Source organism: Bacillus cereus group sp. N24, from assembly GCF_016483345.1.
GTDB lineage: Bacteria > Bacillota > Bacilli > Bacillales > Bacillaceae_G > Bacillus_A > Bacillus_A toyonensis.
The window spans coordinates 521,323-540,702 of the sequence record NZ_JAEHCA010000002.1 but is presented as its reverse complement, the minus strand read 5'-3'; the positions used below and the strand labels follow the sequence as shown (position 1 = coordinate 540,702).

Sequence of the window (19,380 nt, the reverse complement as noted above, 5' to 3'; positions counted from 1 at the left end):
GAAGGGGGAGACGTATGAAGAAAATAGTCTTTACAGGTGGTGGTTCGGCAGGGCATGTAACACCTAATTTAGCCATCATTCCATATTTACAAGAACAGCATTGGGATATCTCTTATATTGGTTCTCATCAAGGGATTGAGAAAGCGATTATAGAAAAAGAGGGCATTCCGTACTATAGTATTGCGAGTGGAAAGCTACGTCGTTATTTTGATTTGAAAAATATAAAAGATCCTTTTCTTGTAATGAAGGGGGTTATGGATGCGTATGTAAGGATTCGAAAACTAAAACCGGATGTAATTTTTTCAAAAGGTGGTTTCGTATCTGTACCAGTCGTAATTGGAGGATGGTTAAATAGAGTGCCAGTTTTATTGCATGAATCCGATATGACACCAGGACTAGCAAACAAAATTGCGCTCCGTTTTGCTTCGAAAATATTTGTTACATTTGAGGAAGCAGCGAAACATTTACCGAAAGAAAAAGTAATATATACGGGAGCTCCTGTACGTGAAGAAGTGTTAAAGGGAAATCGTGAAAAAGGTTTAGCGTTTTTAAGTTTTTCACGTAAAAAGCCGATTATTACAATTATGGGTGGAAGTTTGGGTGCGAAGAAAATCAATGAAACAGTTCGAGAAGCGTTACCAAAACTTCTTAAAAAGTATCAAATTGTTCACCTTTGCGGAAAAGGTAATCTTGATGAAAGCTTACAAAATAAAGAAGGATATAAACAATTTGAATATATCCATGAGGAGTTACCAGACATATTAGCGGCAACAGATTTTGTTATTTCACGTGCGGGATCCAATGCAATCTTTGAGTTTTTAACATTAGAAAAGCCAATGGTTTTAATTCCCTTATCAAAATTTGCTAGTCGTGGAGATCAAATTTTAAATGCAGAATCTTTCGAAAAACAAGGTTATGCCTCAGTATTGTACGAAGAAGATGTTACTATGAATTCTCTTATAAAGCATGTCGAAGAGTTAGATCAAAATAATGAGGTGTATAAAAGGGCATTAAAGAAATACAATGGAGAAGAAGCGATTAAAACTATTATTAAACATATTTCAGAGGCATGATTATACAATCATGTCTTTTTTAATAGGATGAAAGATTCCAAGAATTGATATTTTTATGTTACAATAACAAATGGTTAGTAGAGAAATTCCAATTGATTAAGCGTGAAAATACGAATGGATTAGGAGTGACTGTGTTGGAGCTAAGTCTCTATGAAAATACTGCACTTATTATATGCTTTGTGTTGTACGTTGGTAGTGTGATTGTTTATATTTCAAGGAAATTTTCGCAAGAACGAGAGCTTGAAAAATCAGAAATAACAGCAGAACTAGAAATGTTAGCTGATGAAAGTTATAAAAAACAAAAAATAAAAGAAGACCATGAAGCAACCCATCATTTAAACGCAAATAAGTTCTAAAGATGGGGGTTTTTTTTGATGTCATTCTTTATTATATCTATAGCAAGTAACGCTAAAAGGAGTTTCCCCATACATATTTAAAGGATGAACATAAATGAAATTTTATATAGCATCGGGATTTCAAAATAAACACATTGTTCGTTTTGTATCAGGCCAGTTAAAAGAAGCAGGATGGCACCATACATATGATTGGACAAAAAACGAAAGAGCAGTTAACCAAGAACAATTAAGAGAAATTGGTGAGGCGGAAAAGAATGCTATAAAGGAAGCCGATGTATTTTTACTTATATTAGATGGTGGAAATGGAAGTCATACAGAGTTTGGAATGGCCATTGCACTAGAGAAAAAAATATATATGTATCATGAAGGAAATTCGCTGCAAACAACATTTTATCATTTGCCAGAAGTACATATTTTTGAAGGGGATGCAAAAGAGTTTGTAGCTCACGTTATGAATAATGTGGATGTTTAAAAGGTTATAAAGATAATCTTTTGGGTACAGTGATGATAAGGAAAGTATATAAAGGAGCTATATAATATGAAATTAGAAAATGGTTGGGAAACAAGTTTTTTAGAAGTGGTACAAAAGAGTGAATTTAAGAAAGATGCGCTTCTTAGTCAATTGCTTTTTGCAGATAGTGAAGAAGTAGAAGAGCTTACTGATGATTACGGATATGAAGAGATTATTGAACGCGAACATGATGATGAATTAGCAGAAGTTTTAGGCGAAGAACTATTCAGTGAGATGGAGCGATACGTATTCTTATCTTCACAACCAGAAGAGAAACTGATTTCATTCGTAAATGGATTAGGTTTTCATGTGTTAGATTGGATCGTGCTTCTTGAAACAGAATTTGGTGTTGATAGTGCAAACTTTACATCAGATGCTGTGAAGATGTTAGAAAAGCGTTTCAGACAGTTTCCATACATAGAGGATAAGACGATTTTTGATATGACGTTTGGAGAAGCGATGGATGTATTAGAATCCATTACAGGATTACAACTGAAGGAAAAGATGAACGTATAATGAAAAAAGAACGTGAGGATATCACGTTCTTTTTTTTACATAATAATAATTTTATCATCTAGTTTTGTCTGCCCAGTAAGAAGTGCGTTTAAATATTCCACTTTTCTTATACAAGCTTGTATATGTCTTTCAACCTCTTGTAACTCTGCGTGATGATGTGTTTCAATTGGATGAATTTGTACGTTAAATTTTTCAAATTGACTACTATATGTTATTTCTGCATAGCCGCTCATAATATCCGTTTCGTTATGAAATAAAAATTGTTTCGTTTTGTCACAGAATGATACATCCTGAAAGCCATATACTTTTAATGCGTCAATTACTTTTTTTATTATTTTTGTATTCATTTTTTAACCCTCTTTACGAAGTTCTACTTTTATATTATAACATAAAAAATTACATGGAAAGCGCTTCCAAGTGTATTTTATTATAAACTTTACGTTTCAATCATAAAAATGAAACAAAGAAAAAATAATTGTAAAGAAGGAAGGACTCTTTTATTGTTTCGTCATATATATAGAGAAATAGTGCAATGAAAGGAAATTTTCCGAGGTGGAGATTGTATTTCCAATTTGAGCGCAGTAAAAGAGGTGAGAATCTTGAACTTTGATATTGTAGGGCAAAAAGCATATATAAAAGATGGACCGCATCGGAACCGAATTGGAATTGTAAAGAAAAACGAAGAACAATTAAAACCACACTTCGCTATTATAATTGGAGAACAAAGTATTGATGTCGAGCTAAAGGATATCGTGTTAGTTGGAGTGGACGTAGGACAATTTCATAAATGGTGCGAGCAGAATGGTTATTTGTGAAAAGGACGGGCTGTGAGATAATGAAATATATTTGAGAAAAGAGAATATGTTATTGTATTCTCTTTTTCTATGTGTAAGGAGACGGAAATGAAGTATAAAGAACGAGATTTTACATTGGAATTGAAAGAGAAAATTCAATGTATGGAAAAGGAGATAGAGCGAATATCACTTAAACTTTTTAGAGAGTATGCGCATTTATATATTGAGAAAAATATGGAATTAGACATTGGATTCGAAAGAGAAAAAGAGGATCCCTTTGAAACGGGGTATTATTCATCAGTTTCTATGGCGATAGTAGATGAAGAAGGTGAGATGATTGACTTTTATATCATTCCAATTTGGAAATGTGAAAATATCCTTTTAGGAATGCTAACTCAATCAAGAATTTGGGGGAGTAAGAAAGTAGGAAAACTTGTTGATGATTCTTATTATGAGATTGAGGAGGAGTTAAAAGAGCAACTAGAAGAATGCTTGGAGTGATACTTTTCAAGATGAGATGTAAAAAAAGACGCTAACAGTTTTATGTTAGCGTCTTTTTCTTATTATGAAGCAATTTCACCAGTTTTTGTATCATCTTGATTGTACGTATCTTGATCTAATTCACCAAGCCATTTACTAGAAATAAGACCTGCTGTCATAGAACCACTTACGTTAAGAGCTGTACGGCCCATATCGATTAATGGTTCAACCGAGATAACAAGAGCGACAATGCCAATTGGTAAGTTCATTGTAGATAGTACGATTAACGCTGCGAATGTTGCACCGCCACCAACACCGGCAACACCGAATGAGCTAATAGCAACGACAGCGATTAAAGTTAAAATAAATTGTGGTTGTAACGGATCAATTCCTACAGTTGGAGCGACCATCATTGCAAGCATTGCTGGATAAATACCTGCGCAACCGTTTTGACCGATAGATACTCCGAATGAAGCTGCGAAGTTTGCAATCCCTTCGGAAATACCAAGCTTTTCTTTTTGCGCTTCAATATTTAATGGCATTGCACCAGCACTAGAGCGAGATGTGAATGCAAATGTTAATACAGGGAATACCTTTTTTAAATATTGAATTGGATTTAAACCAGATAGAGCAATTAATAATAAGTGAATAACGAACATTACGATAAGTGCTACGTAAGACGCTAATACGAAGTTACCAAGTTTTAAAATAGCATTTATATCGCTACCAGCAACTGTTTTTGCCATAAGAGCTAATACGCCGTATGGAGTAAGGCGTAAAATTAATGTTACCATACGCATTACGATTGCATATACAGCATCAAGCATCTTCTTAAATAACTCTGCTTGTTCTGGATATTTTCGTTTCACACCTATAAAGGCAATGCCGATAAAGGCTGCAAATATTACGACAGAAATTGTTGATGTTGGACGAGCACCTGTTAAATCAAGAAATGGATTTGTAGGTAATAGCTCTAATAATTTGTCTGGAATTGTTGTCTTTTCAATAGAAGTAAATCTTTCTTCAACTAGTTTCAGACGAGCAGATTCTGCATCACCTTGTTGTAGGCCTGTTGCTGATACATCAAATCCTGCACTTGCAGCGATTCCGACAGCTGCAGCAATTCCTGTAGTAAGAATTAAAATTCCGATAATAAGGCCACTGATTTTACCAAGATTTTTCGTTAATTGTAATTTTGTAAAGGCTGAAATAATAGATACTAAAATAAGTGGCATAACGATCATTTGAAGCAATTTCACATAACCGTTACCGATTAAGCTAAACCAAGTATTTGATTCAATAATTACTTTAGAAGTAGGCTCATAAATAAATTGTAATATAAGACCAAATAAAATTCCGACTCCTAAAGCAGTAAATACACGTTTATTAAAAGATACATGCTTACGTTGCATATAATATAATACGCCGACTAAAATGAGCATGACTGCAACGTTAATTCCGACAAGCAGTGTATTCATGTTGATTCCCCCTAATTCCAATCTGTTATATAGAATATAAGGTAATAAAACCTATAAGTCAACTAGGAAATTCCGGGATTAAAAAAAAGATGGCAAATTGCCATCTTTTAATGTCCAGCCCCAGGGACAAGTAAAAACGTCGTGTAGTATGTAAATCCTATGAAGAAAACAGTTAAGTAGGCCCCAAATACGTATATATACATACGCTCTGTTAATTTTAAATAACTTAAAAGTACGAAGAAACCTGTTTGTCCTAAAAATAGTAGTGCAGCCTGTTGCATATCCCCTACGTAAAACATAACCGAGAAAATTCCAGTCCAAAAGCCGAGAACGCGAAACATGCGCTCCATGCCATCTCCCTCCTTTTCTAGAAAAAGTAAACCTCTCCTCATTATAGTTTATTTTTCTTACTATTGTAAATATTCGTTCATATAAAAAGAAGCCAATTATAATTAGCTTCTTTTTATATGAGAAATTAAATTGTTAATTTATTCCGCATTAACGGGGGAGTCGGGCTACCCGTTAATGCCCGATTGGTGAAGGCTAATAAGCCCTCCCATTGATTAAAGTTTCACTTTATAATTACAAGATTTACATCCATCTAGTAGACTATCATTTCGTGTTAATTCCATGTTAGGGAATAGGATTTCAAAAATCCCTTTCATCATATCCCCATGCATATTACAAATTTCAGTTGGGTGATGAACAGCAACTTCTTTAAATGGACAATTGTGTACATCATAGAAAATTTTTGTTCCATCTGCACTTAATTCAAATGCAGGTGATAAACCAGCTGTTGAGAAAGCTTCTTTTGCAATTTGAACTTTTTGTTCTACTGTTAAGTCTTCTTCACTCACATTTAAGCGGTGCATATGTTGTTGCATTAATTCTGCCCCGAATTGTTTTCCTGTTTCGTATAGCGCTTTTTCACCAGCAGCTCCAAGGCTAAGGAGAGAATTGAACGCTATTTTTGCTAATAATTGATAATCACGGAATGGAAATTGCAATTGGATAACATCATCAGATAATACATATAATCTGCTTGGTCTTCCACCCTTTCCAGTTTTCTTTGTTTCAGATTTAAGCATATGAACATCTTCTAATTTAGATAAATGTAAGCGTGCTACGTTTGGATGAATGTCAAACTCATCTGCAATTTCTTGTACAGTTACGTAACTATGTTTTTGAGAAATATATTTATAAATGTAATAACGAGTTGGGTCAGATAATACACCTGTAATTTTTAAAGCTTGTTCCATGAGGATCTCCACCTTTATCACTTTATCCAAGATAATAACATTATAATACAGATAAACTTCCATATAGGTAATTTCAGACAATAATTCGGAAATTGTTCATAATTTCACAAACATAATTTTCCTCTTTATTCTGGTGAAAATACAAAAGTCCCAATTTTTATTGTGCATTTTTTCATGCTATATACATAGTGAGGAGGGAAAATGATGAATGGAATTGAAATTTTTGCGAATACAATTTTGAAAGAAGCGTGTAGGGTACAAGCATCGGACTTACATATTGTGCCCCGGCAGAAGGATGTAGCGGTTCAGCTACGTATAGGAAAAGATTTAATTACGAAACAATGTATTGAAAAGGAGTTTGGAGAAAAACTTGTTTCGCACTTTAAATTTTTGGCATCTATGGATATAGGAGAGAGGCGGAAGCCACAAAATGGTTCATTGTATTTACAAATTGATGGACAAGAAGTGTATTTACGTCTTTCAACACTTCCGACTGTATATCGAGAAAGTCTCGTGATTCGCCTTCATTTACAAGCATCTGTGCAGCCTTTATCTCATCTTTCGTTATTTCCAAGTACGGCGGAAAAACTCCTCTCTTTTTTACGTTATTCACATGGTCTACTCGTATTTACTGGACCGACAAGGTTGTTTGGTAGGGACTACAGATATATAATAATACTACAATGATGATTTAAAAGGGGTGTTATTATATAAATGGCTTTTACAGAAAATATCAGGCATGTAGCAATATATCTCCGTCTTTCTCGTGATGAAGAGAATAAAGGAATTGACAAAATTCTTGCCAACCATAGGAAAACATTGACTGAGTTATGCGACAGAAATAAATGGTCATACGATCTTTACCAAGAAATTGCTTCAGGAGCAGACAGAAAGCGTCAACAATTAGATGAAATGCTCGTGAAGGTGGAACGTAATGAATATGACGCCATCGTTGTTAACGCTGTTGACCGCTTAGGACGAGACAAAAAACATACTGCAGATATACAGGAGAAGTTGTTTGTGAATGATACATTCATTGTTACCCCAGACAGGATTTTCGATTGGGACGATGATAATGATATGATGTTGTTAGATTTCAATTCATTACTAGCAGCTCAAGAACTGCGTATAACAAAAAGGCGTTTACAAAAAGGAAAGTTAGCGGCTTCTGAAAAAGGATTGTGGGTTCATGGTGACCCCCCGTTAGGATACGACAAAGACCCTGTTACAAGGAAGCTGGTAAAAAATAAAAATGCTGAGCATATTACATATATTTTCAAAGCTATTGCAGATGGAAAAACAATCCCTGATGTATGTCATGAATTAAATGAAGTAATGGGTATCAGAACGAGAACTGGTAAAAAATTTGCGTATAACAGCATCTGTCGGATTGTTAATAATGAAGTATATACTGGAGCTTTGATTTACAATAAATATTGGAAAAAACGAAAAGAGCGCCCGAAAAATGAGTGGAAACGGATTAAGAATGCCCATCCTGCTATCATTGATGAAGAAACTTGGACAAAGGTTAACGAAATTGTTAATACATATTCGTTTTCAGCTCCACGAGCTAGAAACAAAATCTATCCAACAACCAAGCTCATTTTTTGTGGGAACTGTGGAAAAGTACAGGGGACTCAAATGGCACACACAGGCAAGATGTACATTAAGATTTGTCAATATTGTAAAAACAGGACGCATTTGTATGAACCGATTCTAAGAATTATCAAAGAAGACCTGGGGAATCATATACCAAAAATCTTAAAAGACATTAAAGACCTTGAACAAAATGACAATGGTGCTGAAATGGACTACAAACGAAAACAGATCCAGAAACAAATAAACAAAACTGTTACAGCATTGGATACCATTGAAACAATGCGAATTGAAGGGGATTTAAATCCAACTCGTTATCGTGAAAGAAAAACTGAGTATGAAAAGAAAATGGAGCAGTTGCAGTTGGAACTTCAAGAAATTGAAAAGCAGAATCCACAAGAGAAAATTGCTGATTTAAAGGAAAAGAAACAACGGATTGAATACTTGTTGCAAAATTGGCAATTCCTCGATGGAGAAGGTCTGACAGATGAAGAAGTTAATAGAAGTTTACATTTTATCATCGAACGAATTACATGGACGTATGCAAAAGGCGATAAAAAACCTAAGGTAAGAATTAGATACAAGTAAACGAACCACGCTCGTCACTGGGCGTGGTTTTATTGTATGTAATAGGAAATATCGAGAAAATATATAACTCGTGAAGCTGATGTGTCTAGTGGCAATGTAGTAAGTAAATAGATTAATTGCTATAATAAGTTAAATGATACTTGTAAGTTAAGGAGAGAGAAAAATTGGCCAACACAGACACAGAAAAAGATACAGGGGCCCGAATTTTAACAGGGATTGGCATTATCTTAATACCTATGGCAATCTTAATGCCCTGGGTAGTTGTTCATTTTGATTTAAAGAGCTTAGGTGATTTTGGCGCAGTAGGGGATTTTATCGGAGGGACAACGGTAACTTTTTTAACGGGAGCTAGTGTATTCTTATTAATCGCCACAAATATCATGCAACGTAAAGAGCTACAAATGAGTAGACAAAGTATTGATGAAATGGTAAAACAAACAAAAGCCTCAGTAGAACAAATGGCAGCTTCAGTACAGCAAGCTGAGGAAGCTAGGAAAGAAACACAAATAACAAATGAAACGATGAAACGACAACAGTTTGAAACAACATTTTTTAATATGATTAATCTGCAACATAATATTTTAAAAGAAATTCAGTATGGGAGTTCTACAGGACGTGAAGCAATATTAAAGTTATACAAAGAGCTAAGAATTACATATAGTAATCAAGTATACAAACAGTACAAAACCCAATTCACAAATAATATAATTATTTCAAGAGATAGTGACAAGCTAAACGATTTGATACAAAAAATATTAATTGACAAGGAATTATCATATTATACAAGCAACTTTGAGAAGTTTTTCGTTCCAGCTATAGGATCTAATGGGAAAAGTGATTTTAGAGAGCGGGACTTTTTTTATAAATCGATTAATGATGGAACGGATGGAAAATGGGAACAAATAAAAGATCAGGTTATTGATAATTTTGAAAGAAATATCAAAAATAATCGTGAAAAATGTGTAGAAACATTAGAGGAGTTTGATTTAAAAGAGCATATTAAAAGGGAAGTTAGGATAGAACATGAATATATAACTGAATTTAAAATGAATTATTCTGATAACCCATTAACAGAATTGAAGCATGAAGCGTATGAAACCCTCTATAAGAAACATGAGAATGTAATCGGTCATTACTACCGCAATTTATATAGAATTGTAAAATTAATCCAAAACAATGTTTTTGATAGTGAATCGCATGAGCGGGACAACGAAGAAAAGCGTAAGTATAGAGGGATACTTAGAGCTCAGCTTTCCTCCTTTGAGTTGTTAATGATATTTTATAATATTTCATATTCTGAAAAAGGAAAAAAATTCAAAGAATTAGTTGCAGGGGTTAACTTTTTTGATGACCATTTAATTGAAAAAGATTTTATTTGGGAAAATGACGTAGAAGAATTAGCTAGTTTAAATGCTTCTAAAGGTATAGTAGAAACTAATTCAATTTAATAATTAAAAGACATTGGATGGGTGATTCAATGTCTTTTTGTATGCAATGAATTGTTAAATAAAAACCTAATTAAATTTTATTGTATTTATTGAAGCTGTTGATTTTGTACATTCATTAATACGAAAATACCAAACGTACATTCTGGGAAATGTGATATAATGGAATAAATTAAATATTCATACATAGGAGAGATGTTATTTGACTGAAAATAGAGATGCTTTTGTATTATTGAAATGTGTAGAAAGTCAATTTACAGAAGGTATATTAGATGGAAAGTTTTATTTTGCAAGGAATAGTTATTTTATAGATTTAGAAGAAAAACAAATTGATAAAGGTATTGGTGATAAAAGGGAAGGCGTATGGAGTCGTGTGTTGGATCCGAAAAAGGACAAGTTATCTTTTATTACCGAAGATGGAGTAGAAATTCCTTTTACCTATAATAGATGTGTTTTTCGCCAAACAAGTAGCGAATTAAAACATTGTCCTATATGTTGTTTTGTAATGCTTTCTGTAAAAAATGATTTTATTGTAAATGAAGAAAAAAGTATATTAACTTTGAGACCAGAAGTCGAAAGAAAACTATCAGAACAATTTGCTGGTAGGGATTTGATTCTTATTACAAATATGGATGAATTTATTGAAAGAATGGATGTAACTTGTAAAAAAGAAAAACTAGGATGGATGCGTGGACGAGTTGCATATTATGATGACGAAACTGAATGTCACCCTTTGTCTCGAGAAGAAGCAGAATCAAATCCTGTAAGAACGCTCCTTTACAAACGTAAATTTTTTGAATTTCAAAAAGAATTTCGTTATATTCTCAAAACGCCTCAAGATAACGACAAATTATTAGATGTTGGGAATATTAGAGATATTGCATATAATCTTGGGACAATAAAAAAAGGGAAATTCCAAATTGGGTTCCGATATAGCATAGAAACTATGGCATAAATCGGAAAGAAAAAGGGGGTACGGTAATGTTAATTAAATTTTTCAGACCTGAGCATGTTCAAATGTTTTTAAATGGAGATTTATATTTTTGTAATACAGGTTATTTTATCGACTTAGAAAAAAAGCATGGTAATAAAGGGATTGGCGATAAACATGAAGGTTCTTTTTTCAGACCTTTTGACCCAGCAACACAGGAAATTCGTATTGGCCTTGAAGGTGGGCAAATGCACAAAATGAATGTGAAAAGAGCATTTTTTACGGAAAGATATGTAGAAACCCGTCAATTTCAGTTAACTTGCTTTACTGGTATTGTTGAAGAAGATATGGAACAAGTTGATGAAAATACAAAAAAAATAAAAGATGAAATAATAGCACATTTAATAAAAGAATTTCCTGGTAGAATACCAGTATTGATAACGGATGAAAAAGAATTTTTTGATAGGTTAGACAATGCTTTGAAAGAAAAAAATATTCATGCTTGTCATGGTCGTGTTAAGTATTTTGATGAACATGTAGAATCGCCTTTAAAAGAAGAAGATTATCGAAAAGATATTACACAAGCATTCTTTTATAAAAAAAACTTTTTTAAACCACAAAAGGAATATCGCATTATAACTTCACATCCTGTAGAAGGCGATTCATTGACAGTAAATCTTGGTGATTTAAACGAATGTGTTATTAGCTTGGAAAACATTGATAATTTGAAACACCTTACGTTACAAAAGGTAGAAAAAGAAGAAGCAGGGGCATAAACACATATACACAATAACTGCTAGTTAAAGGGTTTAATTTAAAATTAGACCCTTTTGAAATAATAAAAGGGTCGGAATGGCTTTCCGAACCTTCTACTCCATATCCTTTAACCATTCTTCACGTTGAATCCGTCTTTCTTCCCGTTCCCTTTCTATGCGTTTCGTTTCGGCATCTTTATTAAATAAATTGTCCCACACATTATAAATAAATAACATCATCATTATTATCACTGACAGAAATAACAAGATCGTCTTTGTTCGTTCCGATATTAATATTTTCCTATTCCGTTTCATTGCTTATCCCTTGTAACTTTGATTATTTATCCGTGCAATGCTCTTTCTCAATTCAGGAGAATCTTCAAAAGCGTAACACTGGTATTTTTTATTCTTCCTATTGCGTGTCGTATATTCCAAATCGTGTCCCGCCTTTATTAAATCCATAGCGAGCGTTTTTTTGTAAATCATTTTAATTCCCATATTATAAACCTCCTATTGGCAATTGGTTATTTAAAGATGTGCTATAACTACTGTTTATACCTCATACACACCAAGTGTAGCAGACCGGAACAATATTCCGGTGAGAGCCGATACGAAAATTGTTCGTATCAGGTCTGGTGCATATCCTATATTCATCAGGTCTGCTAGGGACAGTATCCCTAGCAGGTATGCTCCGAACATTATTCCGAGCAGGTCTAATGCAAATACAGCTTGCATCAGGTATGACGCATATAAAATATTCATCATCAATTCTCATATGGACGGTATTTGACACGCAGCAGTTCAAGTTCTTTTCGCTTAGCGATTACATCGTCTTTGAGGAACAGGGACACACACCCTAACTTTTTAACAGGTGTGATTTTACCTTTTTTAATCATGTGACTCATTCTAGCACGGGATACACCAAGGAATTCTATTGCCTCGGGCGTAGTTAACACTTCTTCCTTAATGAATTTTCGTTTAACAATTATTGATATTTCATCAAAATTTGTCATAATTTCCTCCTAAAATATATTTGTGAAGCATTGAGCATAATTCTGTGAAAAAATAATTACTGAATATTCAGAAAATAACAGGCGTATGAGTTGCACTGTCGAGCGACTGCCATCCATAGTCAAAATTGAATATTAATATTCAATTTTTTTCTCTTTCTCAATTAAATCAGTAGTCGTTTCAATTCGCATGTGGCTTGATAATTGAATAAACCGAAATAATCTGTTAATGGTACAGCATCTTTTTCTTTCAGCACCATTGCTAATAACGATAGATCTCGCAGTATATATAACTCTTCATTCTCCTCATCACATATTTGCTCCATGTAACGCCAAAAGAAAAAATTTCCTTCTTGTGTCGCCATATCTAAGTTCTCTTTAAGTGTTTCGACAATATTTCTTAGATGTTGATTCTGCATATTAATCACCTACTTTCTCTAATTTTATCATCATAACACCAAAAAAATTGGCAGCCAAGTATAAAGTGTTGAGCCTTAGAGCCAAGCGGACTTTGAGCTATTTACATTTGTTTATAAAGTAAGTTATATGTGTCCGATGTGTGGTTTCGTATATTCTATCTCTAGCCAAAATTGCTCTCAAGCAGAAATAACGCTGGGATGCACATTCATTTCTGTATAAAATTGCTATTTTAATAGTATGTGGCCTCCTGGCAGGTTGCCTGTGGCACTGTTCTGTTCGACGATACAGGCAAGCTGTATCGTCCACTCACTGCGCTTCGCTTGTTCGTGACTTGTTCTTTTGGATCAACGTTCTCACAAATATACTATATCTACTTATAAGCAAAACTTGTCCTAACGTTGGTACTAATGGTTTTCTAATTAACGTTCTCACACTTTTGCTATGGATTTTGTGCAAACGTTAATTTATAATACTTTTTTATCTGTTTTCTCCTTACAAAGTGGCACCTTTAAATAGAATAGTATTACTAGGAAACAGGAGGAATCAGATGTAATGAATAATGATGTAACAAAGATAAAAGTAATAGATGCCATCTGTGGTGCGGGTAAAACCTCATGGGCAATTCAAATGATAAACGACTCTGAAAAAGTAAATGGATTCGGTGAAACGTCGGATAAAAAATATATTTATGTAACGCCATTTCTTAATGAAGTTGAACGTGTTAGTAATTCGACTAAAGCGGATTTCTTTCAACCGAATGCAACAAAAGGAAAAGGATCTAAAATTGAGCATTTCAAAATGCTTGTGGAACTGGGGAAATCCATTGTTACTACACATGAATTGTTCAAACGATTAGATGTAGAAACTTTAGAAGAAATTGAGCAAGAAGGATATACATTAATTATGGATGAAGTAGCGAATGTCCTTGAGGCAATCAATATCAGTCATAAAGACATTGAATACTTACTGAAATGGGATGTCATTGAAGTAGATGAGTTAGGGAAAGTCACTTGGTTAGATGATGAATATGGACAAGATAAAGATGATAGATTTCGTGATATTAAAATCATTGCGGAAAATGAAAACTTGTTCATTCTGAAAGAAAAAGCATTCTATTGGACAATGAATATAAAAGCATTTGAAGCTTTCGATGAAGTTTATATTTTAACGTATCTGTTCGATGGACAAATACAAAAATATTATTATGATATGCACAATGTACAATATACAAAAAACGGTGTGCAAAAGAATGGTGACCGATATGAACTGACAGAATATAACCCAGCCATTGAACCAAGAAAAGCGTTATACGGTTTATTAAATATATACAAGGATTATCAAATTGGGAAATCTGTTAGTAAAATGAACAGCAATTATGATTCTAGAGAAAAGTTGACGAGTAAACAAAAACATTACCAATTATCGTCTACTTGGTTTGATAATGCTCCAGAAGAAGATTTGAAGCAACTAAAAAATAATGCCAACAATTATTTACGTAACATTTGTCCTACTGATAATAACAAAATCTTTTGGACGACTAAAAAGAAATACGCTCCAATATTAAAGAATCCGAAATGTAAATACAATAAGAAAGATGACCGCTTGAAAGATAATTTCGTATCATTTAATGCACGGGCAACCAATGATTATGCTGAATGTGAATCAATGGTATACATGTATAATCGCTTCATGAATCCAAATGACAAGCAATTCTTCACAACAAGGAGTGTTAATGTAGACGAAGATCTATTGGCGGTAAGTGACTTGATCCAATTTATATTTCGTGGCTGTATCCGCAAAGGTCAACCAATGAATTGTTACATTCCATCTGAGCGAATGCGAAAATTACTTAGTAATTGGGCAGATGATATGATTTAGAGTAAAAGACATTATTGTAGAAATTATAGAAAATACAGGAAATGCAAGAATGGCAAGAAATGAAAATCCAGCCCCCTGTCAAAAAAGAAAAAATCCTAGGGGAACGAAAGGACAGAAGGGTGCAGAGAAACTAAAAAATCCAGCCCCCAAATCAAAAAAATCGAGAAAATGAAGTTTTTTAGACGTGGAAAACTGCGTAGAACCGCACCACTGATGGATTCCTATCCCTAACTTGGATAAAAAACATGCGATTTTTACGTCATTTTTATGCGTTTTTTATGCAAAAATCTATAGAAAATTGCACGTTTTTGATAAAAAAATCGCATTTTTTATGCAATGAAAAATTACGTTACCAATCTAACCTCACAAAATTGTGACGTTAACCTCCGAAAATTCGGAGATTGCAAATATGAATCATAACAGGAAAATCCGTTATAACCTCGCAATTTCTCGAGGTTAAATTGAATATTAATATTCATTTTTTATAATTATGAATAATTTTAATTTTAGAACTTATTTTCGCCAGCTTTACATCTCCAAACTTTTCAATATAACAGTATTAAAAATGTTGGGGGAAAATCAAAATGAAGGAAATGCCTGAAATTGAAGTTATTATTGAAAACGAACCTTCTGCAGAAGCAATTAAGAATTTAGCAGATTATTTATCTAAGGTGGCTCAGAAATGAGTCGCCTTTTTATTTGTTAAAAATAGTCCCTAAAAAACTACAAAACTGGTTCTGGGAAGACAACGACAATGTATGCATTATTAGAGGTAATTAGAAAAAGGAAAACACGTCGAATTGTAACACTTGAAGACCCAGTTGAAAAAAGAAAAGACGATTTATTACAAATTCAAATAAATGAAAAAGCAGGTATCACATATGAGGCTGGACTAAAGGCTATTTTACGCCATGATCCAGATATTATATTAGTTGGCGAAATCCGAGATGAAGAAACAGCAAAAATAGCTGTAAGAGCAAGTTTAACTGGACATTTAGTAATGACGACCCTGCATACGAATGATGCGAAAGGAGCGATACTCAGATTCATGGATTATGGCATAACGAGGCAAGAAATTGAACAATCTTTATTGGCTGTAGCTGCACAGCGACTTGTTGAATTAAAGTGTCCATTTTGCAGAGGAAAGTGCTCAATTTTATGTAAATCAATGCGGCAAGTAAGGCAAGCAAGCGTTTACGAGTTGTTAGATGGATATGATTTGCAACAAGCGATTAAAGAAGCGAACGGAGAATGTGTTACGTACAAACATGAAACATTAGAATCTTCGATACGAAAAGGGTATGCTTTAGGATTTTTAGAAGAAGATGTTTATGTTTAAGAAAACATGGAGTTTAAGTGAGCAATTAGTATTGTTGAAACGATTAGGAGAACTATTAGAAAAAGGATACTCCCTTTTGCAGGCACTAGAATTTTTACGGTTTCAATTACCCTTAGAAAAGAAAGTACAATTACAGCATATGATTGAGGGATTAAAAGAGGGGAGAAGTCTACACGATTCGTTTCATCAATTAATGTTTCATCAGGAGATGTTAAGTTATTTATTTTATGCTGAGAAACATGGTGATATTTCTTTTGCATTGCAACAAGGGAGCGCACTTCTTTATAAGAAGGATAAGTATAGGAAAGATATGATGAAAATAATGCAGTATCCTATGTTATTAGCATTCTTTTTAATGATTATGCTTGCTGTTTTCAATCTCTTCTTATTACCGCAAGTTGAAATGGTGTATAGTTCATTTGGTTCTACAACGCCGTTATTTACAGAACAAATTTTAAGTGTAATTAAACGAATACCTTACATTATTTTTAGCGGTATTCTTATCTTTATTATTGGATGTAGCGTATATTTGTTTTATTTTCGGAAACTCCCACATATTGAACAGGTAAAAATCATGCTTCGTATTCCTCTCATAAAAGTATTTCTTATTTTAAAGCATTCGCATTATTTCTCCACTCAATTGAGTGGTTTATTGTACGGCGGACTATCGGTGCTCGAAGCACTCACAATAATGATGGAGCAAAAATATAATCGGTTTTTTCAGTATGAAGCGGCCCGAATTGAACGGCAATTAATTGCAGGAGAATCGTTACAATCTATCATTGCTAAAAGTGGTTATTACGAAAAAGAACTTTCTTATATTATTACGCATGGACAAGCAAACGGTAATTTGGCAGTTGAATTAGAGGACTATAGCGATCTTGTTATAGAAAAGATGGAACAAAAAATGAAACGTATGTTAGTTATCATTCAACCGATTTTATTTACATGCATTGGAGGAATAGTTGTTCTTATGTATTTAGCGATGATTATGCCGATGTTTCAAATGATGAATTCCATTTAGGAGGCATTTACATGCAGAATGAGGAAGGATTTACTCTGTTAGAGATGTTATTAGTTATGGTTGTTATAACTGTATTATTACTATTAATTATTCCGAATGTAGTGAAGCAGCGCTCATCAGTTCAAGGAAAAGGATGCGCAGCCTATGTGAAATCTATAGAAGCGCAAATACAGGTATATCAATTACAGCATAATAAAATTCCTTCGTTAAAAGAGCTAAGTGACGAAAAATATATTACAACTCATAAGTGTCCGAATGGTGAATCTATTCATATTTCAGATGATGGCACAGTATCAATCGGGACATTGTGAAACAAAAAGGATTTACTCTTTTAGAAATGTTGCTCGTTTTATTTGTAATTTCTGTCTTAAGTATGATTACGTATTTTAATGTTCATTCATTATATGAAAAACAAAAAGTTGAACAATTTTTGAGCCAATTTTCAAATGATATTTTGTATATGCAACAATTAGCGATAAATCGTCAGAAATACTATACGCTACGGTGGTATAAAGAGAAAAACACGTATTACATTGAGGAGTCAGGTACGAATCATTTTATTGTGTCGAGAGACTATGATAACGATATACAAATTGATTTGCATACATTTCCAAATCCGATGACTTATAATCCGAGCGGAAATATTAATAGAGGTGGTACGATTTTACTTTCGTATCGAAGTTATAAATATGAGATTGTATTTCAGCTCGGAAGAGGGAGATTTACGTATCGTGAAATATCAAAAAGGATCCGTAATGGCTGAAATGCTTGTATCGTTAAGCATACTAATGATGGCGGTATCGGTACTACTGCCGCAAACAGTATTGGTCATGCAAGAAAGAAAAAATATACAACTCCGCTATAAGGCATTCGTATTATTAAAAAAAGAAGCAACTTTATATATGTATGAGAATGAGGAAATGCGAGTAAAAGAAAAAATTATAAACGAACTTGTATATTACACATATTGGGGAGGAAGTGAAGTGTGTACTATGTGGAAAGATGTGAAGGGAAGAATGATGGAACAATGTTTTTATGTGGGAGGAAAAATAAATTAGAAGTTGGATTTACATTAATAGAAATGATCGTATGTTTGTTTCTAGTATCACTGTTCTTTTTACTTTTACCGAGTCTTCATTTTATCGGAATGGAGAATAAACACTCAAAAGGATTAAATGAGTGGGAGTGGGATGTGTTTTTAGGCCAAGTACAACTGGAGTTTCGTGAGGTATCGTTTGGGGAACATATAATGGCCCTTGAAAATAAAGGTAGTATTTTACGCTTCCGTTTGCGTAATGGGGATGAAGTGGTATATGAAAAAGTGAATAATCATCTTATAAGAAAAGTGAATATGCGTGGAAGGGAAGTTATATTACAAAAGGTTGGTAATGTTTCGTACAAACTAACACCTCATGTGCTCTTTATAAATATGAAAGATACTAGTGGGAAAATACATGAAGGTGTAGTTGTAAGATATAGCGAAATGGAAATAAAGGAATGAGAAAACAAGATGGATTTACAATGCCAGCAACAATCATTTTTTTAATTTTATTAACCTCTTTTTTTGTATACGAAACGAATATGTTGCTTTCTGATAAAAAATTTTATACTGAAATAGAGCAAAAATTTTTAGTGGAAGAGTTGATTAATCGAGCTATTGCAGATATAAAAGTAGACTTACAGAAAACAGAAAGAGATGGTACCTTTTTCTTTCCGTATACAAAGGGAAAAGTGAGTGGAAAGTACGAATTTGAAAATGATATGATTCTCGTTTCTTTGCAGTGCGAGACAAAACAAAGAATTTTCTATACGGTGAGCTTTCGGTATAGAAAAAATGATGAGAAAATATTTGATTGGATAGAAGGATGATAGGTAAAGTATGCGGAGTAAAACCATGAATTTCCATTGTGAAGAGCTTCAATTTCTT

Annotated in this window: 25 protein-coding genes and 2 pseudogenes; 19 read left to right on the top strand and 8 right to left on the bottom strand. The window is 33.5% G+C overall.

Going from position 1 to position 19,380, the window contains the following annotated elements; genetic code table 11:
- The first annotated feature begins 14 nt into the window (after positions 1-14).
- From JDS95_RS05865 to JDS95_RS05850, 4 genes are all read left to right on the top strand, one after another.
- Positions 15-1,073, top strand: coding sequence for an undecaprenyldiphospho-muramoylpentapeptide beta-N-acetylglucosaminyltransferase (locus JDS95_RS05865; protein WP_000724783.1), 1,059 nt, complete (start codon positions 15-17; stop codon positions 1,071-1,073).
- Between the two features lie 95 nt (positions 1,074-1,168).
- Positions 1,169-1,429 carry a DUF3966 domain-containing protein gene (locus JDS95_RS05860; protein WP_079519680.1) on the top strand — a complete coding sequence of 87 codons (261 nt, stop codon included), beginning with the start codon at positions 1,169-1,171 and terminating at the stop codon, positions 1,427-1,429.
- A 94-nt stretch (positions 1,430-1,523) separates the two neighbouring features.
- Entirely contained in the window at positions 1,524-1,901 is a 378-nt protein-coding gene (locus tag JDS95_RS05855; protein WP_097952956.1) for a nucleoside 2-deoxyribosyltransferase, read from the top strand.
- 66 nt (positions 1,902-1,967) lie between these two features.
- Positions 1,968-2,456: a hypothetical protein gene (locus tag JDS95_RS05850; RefSeq protein ID WP_000764243.1), complete on the top strand. Its 489-nt coding sequence runs from the start codon at positions 1,968-1,970 to the stop codon at positions 2,454-2,456.
- A 35-nt stretch (positions 2,457-2,491) separates the two neighbouring features.
- Here the strand turns inward: JDS95_RS05850 and JDS95_RS05845 are convergent, their stop codons facing one another.
- Positions 2,492-2,803 (bottom strand): hypothetical protein, encoded by a 312-nt coding sequence (locus JDS95_RS05845; protein ID WP_001092831.1) that lies wholly within the window; start codon positions 2,801-2,803, stop codon positions 2,492-2,494.
- A gap of 252 nt (positions 2,804-3,055) precedes the next feature.
- Here JDS95_RS05845 and JDS95_RS05840 point away from each other — a divergent pair, with 252 nt between their 5' ends.
- On the top strand, positions 3,056-3,271 hold the full coding sequence (locus JDS95_RS05840; RefSeq protein ID WP_001008324.1) for a DUF3912 family protein: 216 nt from the start codon (positions 3,056-3,058) through the stop codon (positions 3,269-3,271).
- Positions 3,272-3,358: 87 nt separating this feature from the next.
- Positions 3,359-3,751, top strand: a complete 393-nt coding sequence (locus JDS95_RS05835) for a hypothetical protein (protein ID WP_000875407.1) — start codon at positions 3,359-3,361, stop codon at positions 3,749-3,751.
- A 62-nt stretch (positions 3,752-3,813) separates the two neighbouring features.
- Here JDS95_RS05835 and JDS95_RS05830 read toward each other — a convergent pair whose 3' ends face one another.
- The 3 genes from JDS95_RS05830 to JDS95_RS05820 all read right to left on the bottom strand — a co-directional run bounded on the left by JDS95_RS05830 (position 3,814) and on the right by JDS95_RS05820 (position 6,467).
- Entirely contained in the window at positions 3,814-5,208 is a 1,395-nt protein-coding gene (locus tag JDS95_RS05830; protein ID WP_001094349.1) for an L-cystine transporter, read from the bottom strand.
- 107 nt (positions 5,209-5,315) lie between these two features.
- Positions 5,316-5,558, bottom strand: coding sequence for a DUF2626 domain-containing protein (locus JDS95_RS05825; RefSeq protein ID WP_000440717.1), 243 nt, complete (start codon positions 5,556-5,558; stop codon positions 5,316-5,318).
- Positions 5,559-5,771: 213 nt separating this feature from the next.
- A complete protein-coding gene (locus JDS95_RS05820) occupies positions 5,772-6,467 on the bottom strand; it encodes a helix-turn-helix transcriptional regulator (RefSeq protein WP_000434115.1) in 696 nt (231 codons plus the stop codon).
- A gap of 204 nt (positions 6,468-6,671) precedes the next feature.
- Between JDS95_RS05820 and JDS95_RS05815 the strand changes: the two are divergent.
- The 5 genes and pseudogenes from JDS95_RS05815 to JDS95_RS05795 all read left to right on the top strand — a co-directional run.
- Positions 6,672-7,109: pseudogene (locus JDS95_RS05815) on the top strand (ATPase, T2SS/T4P/T4SS family); the annotation flags it as partial.
- A gap of 72 nt (positions 7,110-7,181) precedes the next feature.
- The gene (locus tag JDS95_RS05810; protein ID WP_098854864.1) at positions 7,182-8,651 is read left to right on the top strand and encodes a recombinase family protein; all 1,470 of its coding nucleotides are present in this window, start codon (positions 7,182-7,184) and stop codon (positions 8,649-8,651) included.
- 164 nt (positions 8,652-8,815) lie between these two features.
- Complete coding sequence (locus tag JDS95_RS05805; protein ID WP_176543688.1) at positions 8,816-10,099, top strand: putative phage abortive infection protein; 1,284 nt, start codon at positions 8,816-8,818, stop codon at positions 10,097-10,099.
- Positions 10,100-10,298: 199 nt separating this feature from the next.
- Positions 10,299-11,051, top strand: a complete 753-nt coding sequence (locus JDS95_RS05800; protein WP_098854865.1) for a hypothetical protein — start codon at positions 10,299-10,301, stop codon at positions 11,049-11,051.
- 26 nt (positions 11,052-11,077) lie between these two features.
- The gene (locus JDS95_RS05795; protein WP_098854866.1) at positions 11,078-11,803 is read left to right on the top strand and encodes a hypothetical protein; all 726 of its coding nucleotides are present in this window, start codon (positions 11,078-11,080) and stop codon (positions 11,801-11,803) included.
- Between the two features lie 93 nt (positions 11,804-11,896).
- On the opposite strand, the gene JDS95_RS05790 is transcribed toward JDS95_RS05795, so the two are convergent.
- From JDS95_RS05790 to JDS95_RS05775, 4 genes are all read right to left on the bottom strand, one after another.
- Positions 11,897-12,097: a hypothetical protein gene (locus JDS95_RS05790; protein WP_142951140.1), complete on the bottom strand. Its 201-nt coding sequence runs from the start codon at positions 12,095-12,097 to the stop codon at positions 11,897-11,899.
- Between the two features lie 3 nt (positions 12,098-12,100).
- Entirely contained in the window at positions 12,101-12,280 is a 180-nt protein-coding gene (locus JDS95_RS05785) for a hypothetical protein (RefSeq protein ID WP_098854867.1), read from the bottom strand.
- Positions 12,281-12,546: 266 nt separating this feature from the next.
- Positions 12,547-12,795 (bottom strand): helix-turn-helix transcriptional regulator, encoded by a 249-nt coding sequence (locus JDS95_RS05780; protein ID WP_098854869.1) that lies wholly within the window; start codon positions 12,793-12,795, stop codon positions 12,547-12,549.
- A 161-nt stretch (positions 12,796-12,956) separates the two neighbouring features.
- Positions 12,957-13,211: a hypothetical protein gene (locus tag JDS95_RS05775; protein ID WP_098854870.1), complete on the bottom strand. Its 255-nt coding sequence runs from the start codon at positions 13,209-13,211 to the stop codon at positions 12,957-12,959.
- A gap of 553 nt (positions 13,212-13,764) precedes the next feature.
- On the opposite strand from JDS95_RS05775, the gene JDS95_RS05770 reads away from it, so the two are divergent.
- The 8 genes and pseudogenes from JDS95_RS05770 (at position 13,765) to comGG (ending at position 19,322) form a co-directional block, all read left to right on the top strand.
- Positions 13,765-15,090 carry a hypothetical protein gene (locus JDS95_RS05770; protein WP_098854871.1) on the top strand — a complete coding sequence of 442 codons (1,326 nt, stop codon included), beginning with the start codon at positions 13,765-13,767 and terminating at the stop codon, positions 15,088-15,090.
- A gap of 730 nt (positions 15,091-15,820) precedes the next feature.
- Positions 15,821-16,429: pseudogene (locus JDS95_RS05765) on the top strand (ATPase, T2SS/T4P/T4SS family); the annotation flags it as partial.
- Positions 16,416-17,453, top strand: coding sequence for a competence type IV pilus assembly protein ComGB (gene comGB, locus JDS95_RS05760; RefSeq protein WP_033660800.1), 1,038 nt, complete (start codon positions 16,416-16,418; stop codon positions 17,451-17,453). The pseudogene JDS95_RS05765 and the gene comGB, both read left to right, overlap by 14 nt.
- Before the next feature lie 11 nt (positions 17,454-17,464).
- Positions 17,465-17,764, top strand: a complete 300-nt coding sequence (gene comGC / locus JDS95_RS05755) for a competence type IV pilus major pilin ComGC (RefSeq protein WP_001178691.1) — start codon at positions 17,465-17,467, stop codon at positions 17,762-17,764.
- Entirely contained in the window at positions 17,761-18,216 is a 456-nt protein-coding gene (gene comGD, locus JDS95_RS05750) for a competence type IV pilus minor pilin ComGD (RefSeq protein ID WP_000810403.1), read from the top strand. The genes comGC and comGD overlap by 4 nt, the downstream gene beginning before the upstream one ends.
- Positions 18,209-18,511 (top strand): hypothetical protein, encoded by a 303-nt coding sequence (locus JDS95_RS05745; protein ID WP_000829527.1) that lies wholly within the window; start codon positions 18,209-18,211, stop codon positions 18,509-18,511. Before comGD ends, JDS95_RS05745 begins: the two co-directional genes overlap by 8 nt.
- Positions 18,481-18,954: a competence type IV pilus minor pilin ComGF gene (gene comGF, locus JDS95_RS05740; RefSeq protein ID WP_000477949.1), complete on the top strand. Its 474-nt coding sequence runs from the start codon at positions 18,481-18,483 to the stop codon at positions 18,952-18,954. Before JDS95_RS05745 ends, comGF begins: the two co-directional genes overlap by 31 nt.
- Complete coding sequence (gene comGG / locus JDS95_RS05735; RefSeq protein WP_001231183.1) at positions 18,951-19,322, top strand: competence type IV pilus minor pilin ComGG; 372 nt, start codon at positions 18,951-18,953, stop codon at positions 19,320-19,322. Before comGF ends, comGG begins: the two co-directional genes overlap by 4 nt.
- Positions 19,323-19,380: the final 58 nt, after the last annotated feature.

What these genes read in the sequence shown, in the direction of transcription:
- JDS95_RS05865 (WP_000724783.1), top strand. Translation starts at nt 15, where the DNA reads ATGAAGAAAATAGTCTTTACAGGTGGTGGTTCGGCAGGGCATGTAACA.
- JDS95_RS05855 (WP_097952956.1), top strand. Translation starts at nt 1,524, where the DNA reads ATGAAATTTTATATAGCATCGGGATTTCAAAATAAACACATTGTTCGT.
- JDS95_RS05850 (WP_000764243.1), top strand. Translation starts at nt 1,968, where the DNA reads ATGAAATTAGAAAATGGTTGGGAAACAAGTTTTTTAGAAGTGGTACAA.
- JDS95_RS05845 (WP_001092831.1), bottom strand. Translation starts at nt 2,803, where the DNA reads ATGAATACAAAAATAATAAAAAAAGTAATTGACGCATTAAAAGTATAT.
- JDS95_RS05835 (WP_000875407.1), top strand. Translation starts at nt 3,359, where the DNA reads ATGAAGTATAAAGAACGAGATTTTACATTGGAATTGAAAGAGAAAATT.
- JDS95_RS05830 (WP_001094349.1), bottom strand. Translation starts at nt 5,208, where the DNA reads ATGAATACACTGCTTGTCGGAATTAACGTTGCAGTCATGCTCATTTTA.
- JDS95_RS05825 (WP_000440717.1), bottom strand. Translation starts at nt 5,558, where the DNA reads ATGGAGCGCATGTTTCGCGTTCTCGGCTTTTGGACTGGAATTTTCTCG.
- JDS95_RS05820 (WP_000434115.1), bottom strand. Translation starts at nt 6,467, where the DNA reads ATGGAACAAGCTTTAAAAATTACAGGTGTATTATCTGACCCAACTCGT.
- JDS95_RS05810 (WP_098854864.1), top strand. Translation starts at nt 7,182, where the DNA reads ATGGCTTTTACAGAAAATATCAGGCATGTAGCAATATATCTCCGTCTT.
- JDS95_RS05795 (WP_098854866.1), top strand. Translation starts at nt 11,078, where the DNA reads ATGTTAATTAAATTTTTCAGACCTGAGCATGTTCAAATGTTTTTAAAT.
- JDS95_RS05790 (WP_142951140.1), bottom strand. Translation starts at nt 12,097, where the DNA reads ATGAAACGGAATAGGAAAATATTAATATCGGAACGAACAAAGACGATC.
- JDS95_RS05785 (WP_098854867.1), bottom strand. Translation starts at nt 12,280, where the DNA reads ATGGGAATTAAAATGATTTACAAAAAAACGCTCGCTATGGATTTAATA.
- JDS95_RS05780 (WP_098854869.1), bottom strand. Translation starts at nt 12,795, where the DNA reads ATGACAAATTTTGATGAAATATCAATAATTGTTAAACGAAAATTCATT.
- JDS95_RS05775 (WP_098854870.1), bottom strand. Translation starts at nt 13,211, where the DNA reads ATGCAGAATCAACATCTAAGAAATATTGTCGAAACACTTAAAGAGAAC.
- JDS95_RS05770 (WP_098854871.1), top strand. Translation starts at nt 13,765, where the DNA reads ATGAATAATGATGTAACAAAGATAAAAGTAATAGATGCCATCTGTGGT.
- comGB (WP_033660800.1), top strand. Translation starts at nt 16,416, where the DNA reads ATGTTTATGTTTAAGAAAACATGGAGTTTAAGTGAGCAATTAGTATTG.
- comGC (WP_001178691.1), top strand. Translation starts at nt 17,465, where the DNA reads ATGCAGAATGAGGAAGGATTTACTCTGTTAGAGATGTTATTAGTTATG.
- JDS95_RS05745 (WP_000829527.1), top strand. Translation starts at nt 18,209, where the DNA reads ATGGCTGAAATGCTTGTATCGTTAAGCATACTAATGATGGCGGTATCG.
- comGF (WP_000477949.1), top strand. Translation starts at nt 18,481, where the DNA reads ATGTTTTTATGTGGGAGGAAAAATAAATTAGAAGTTGGATTTACATTA.
- comGG (WP_001231183.1), top strand. Translation starts at nt 18,951, where the DNA reads ATGAGAAAACAAGATGGATTTACAATGCCAGCAACAATCATTTTTTTA.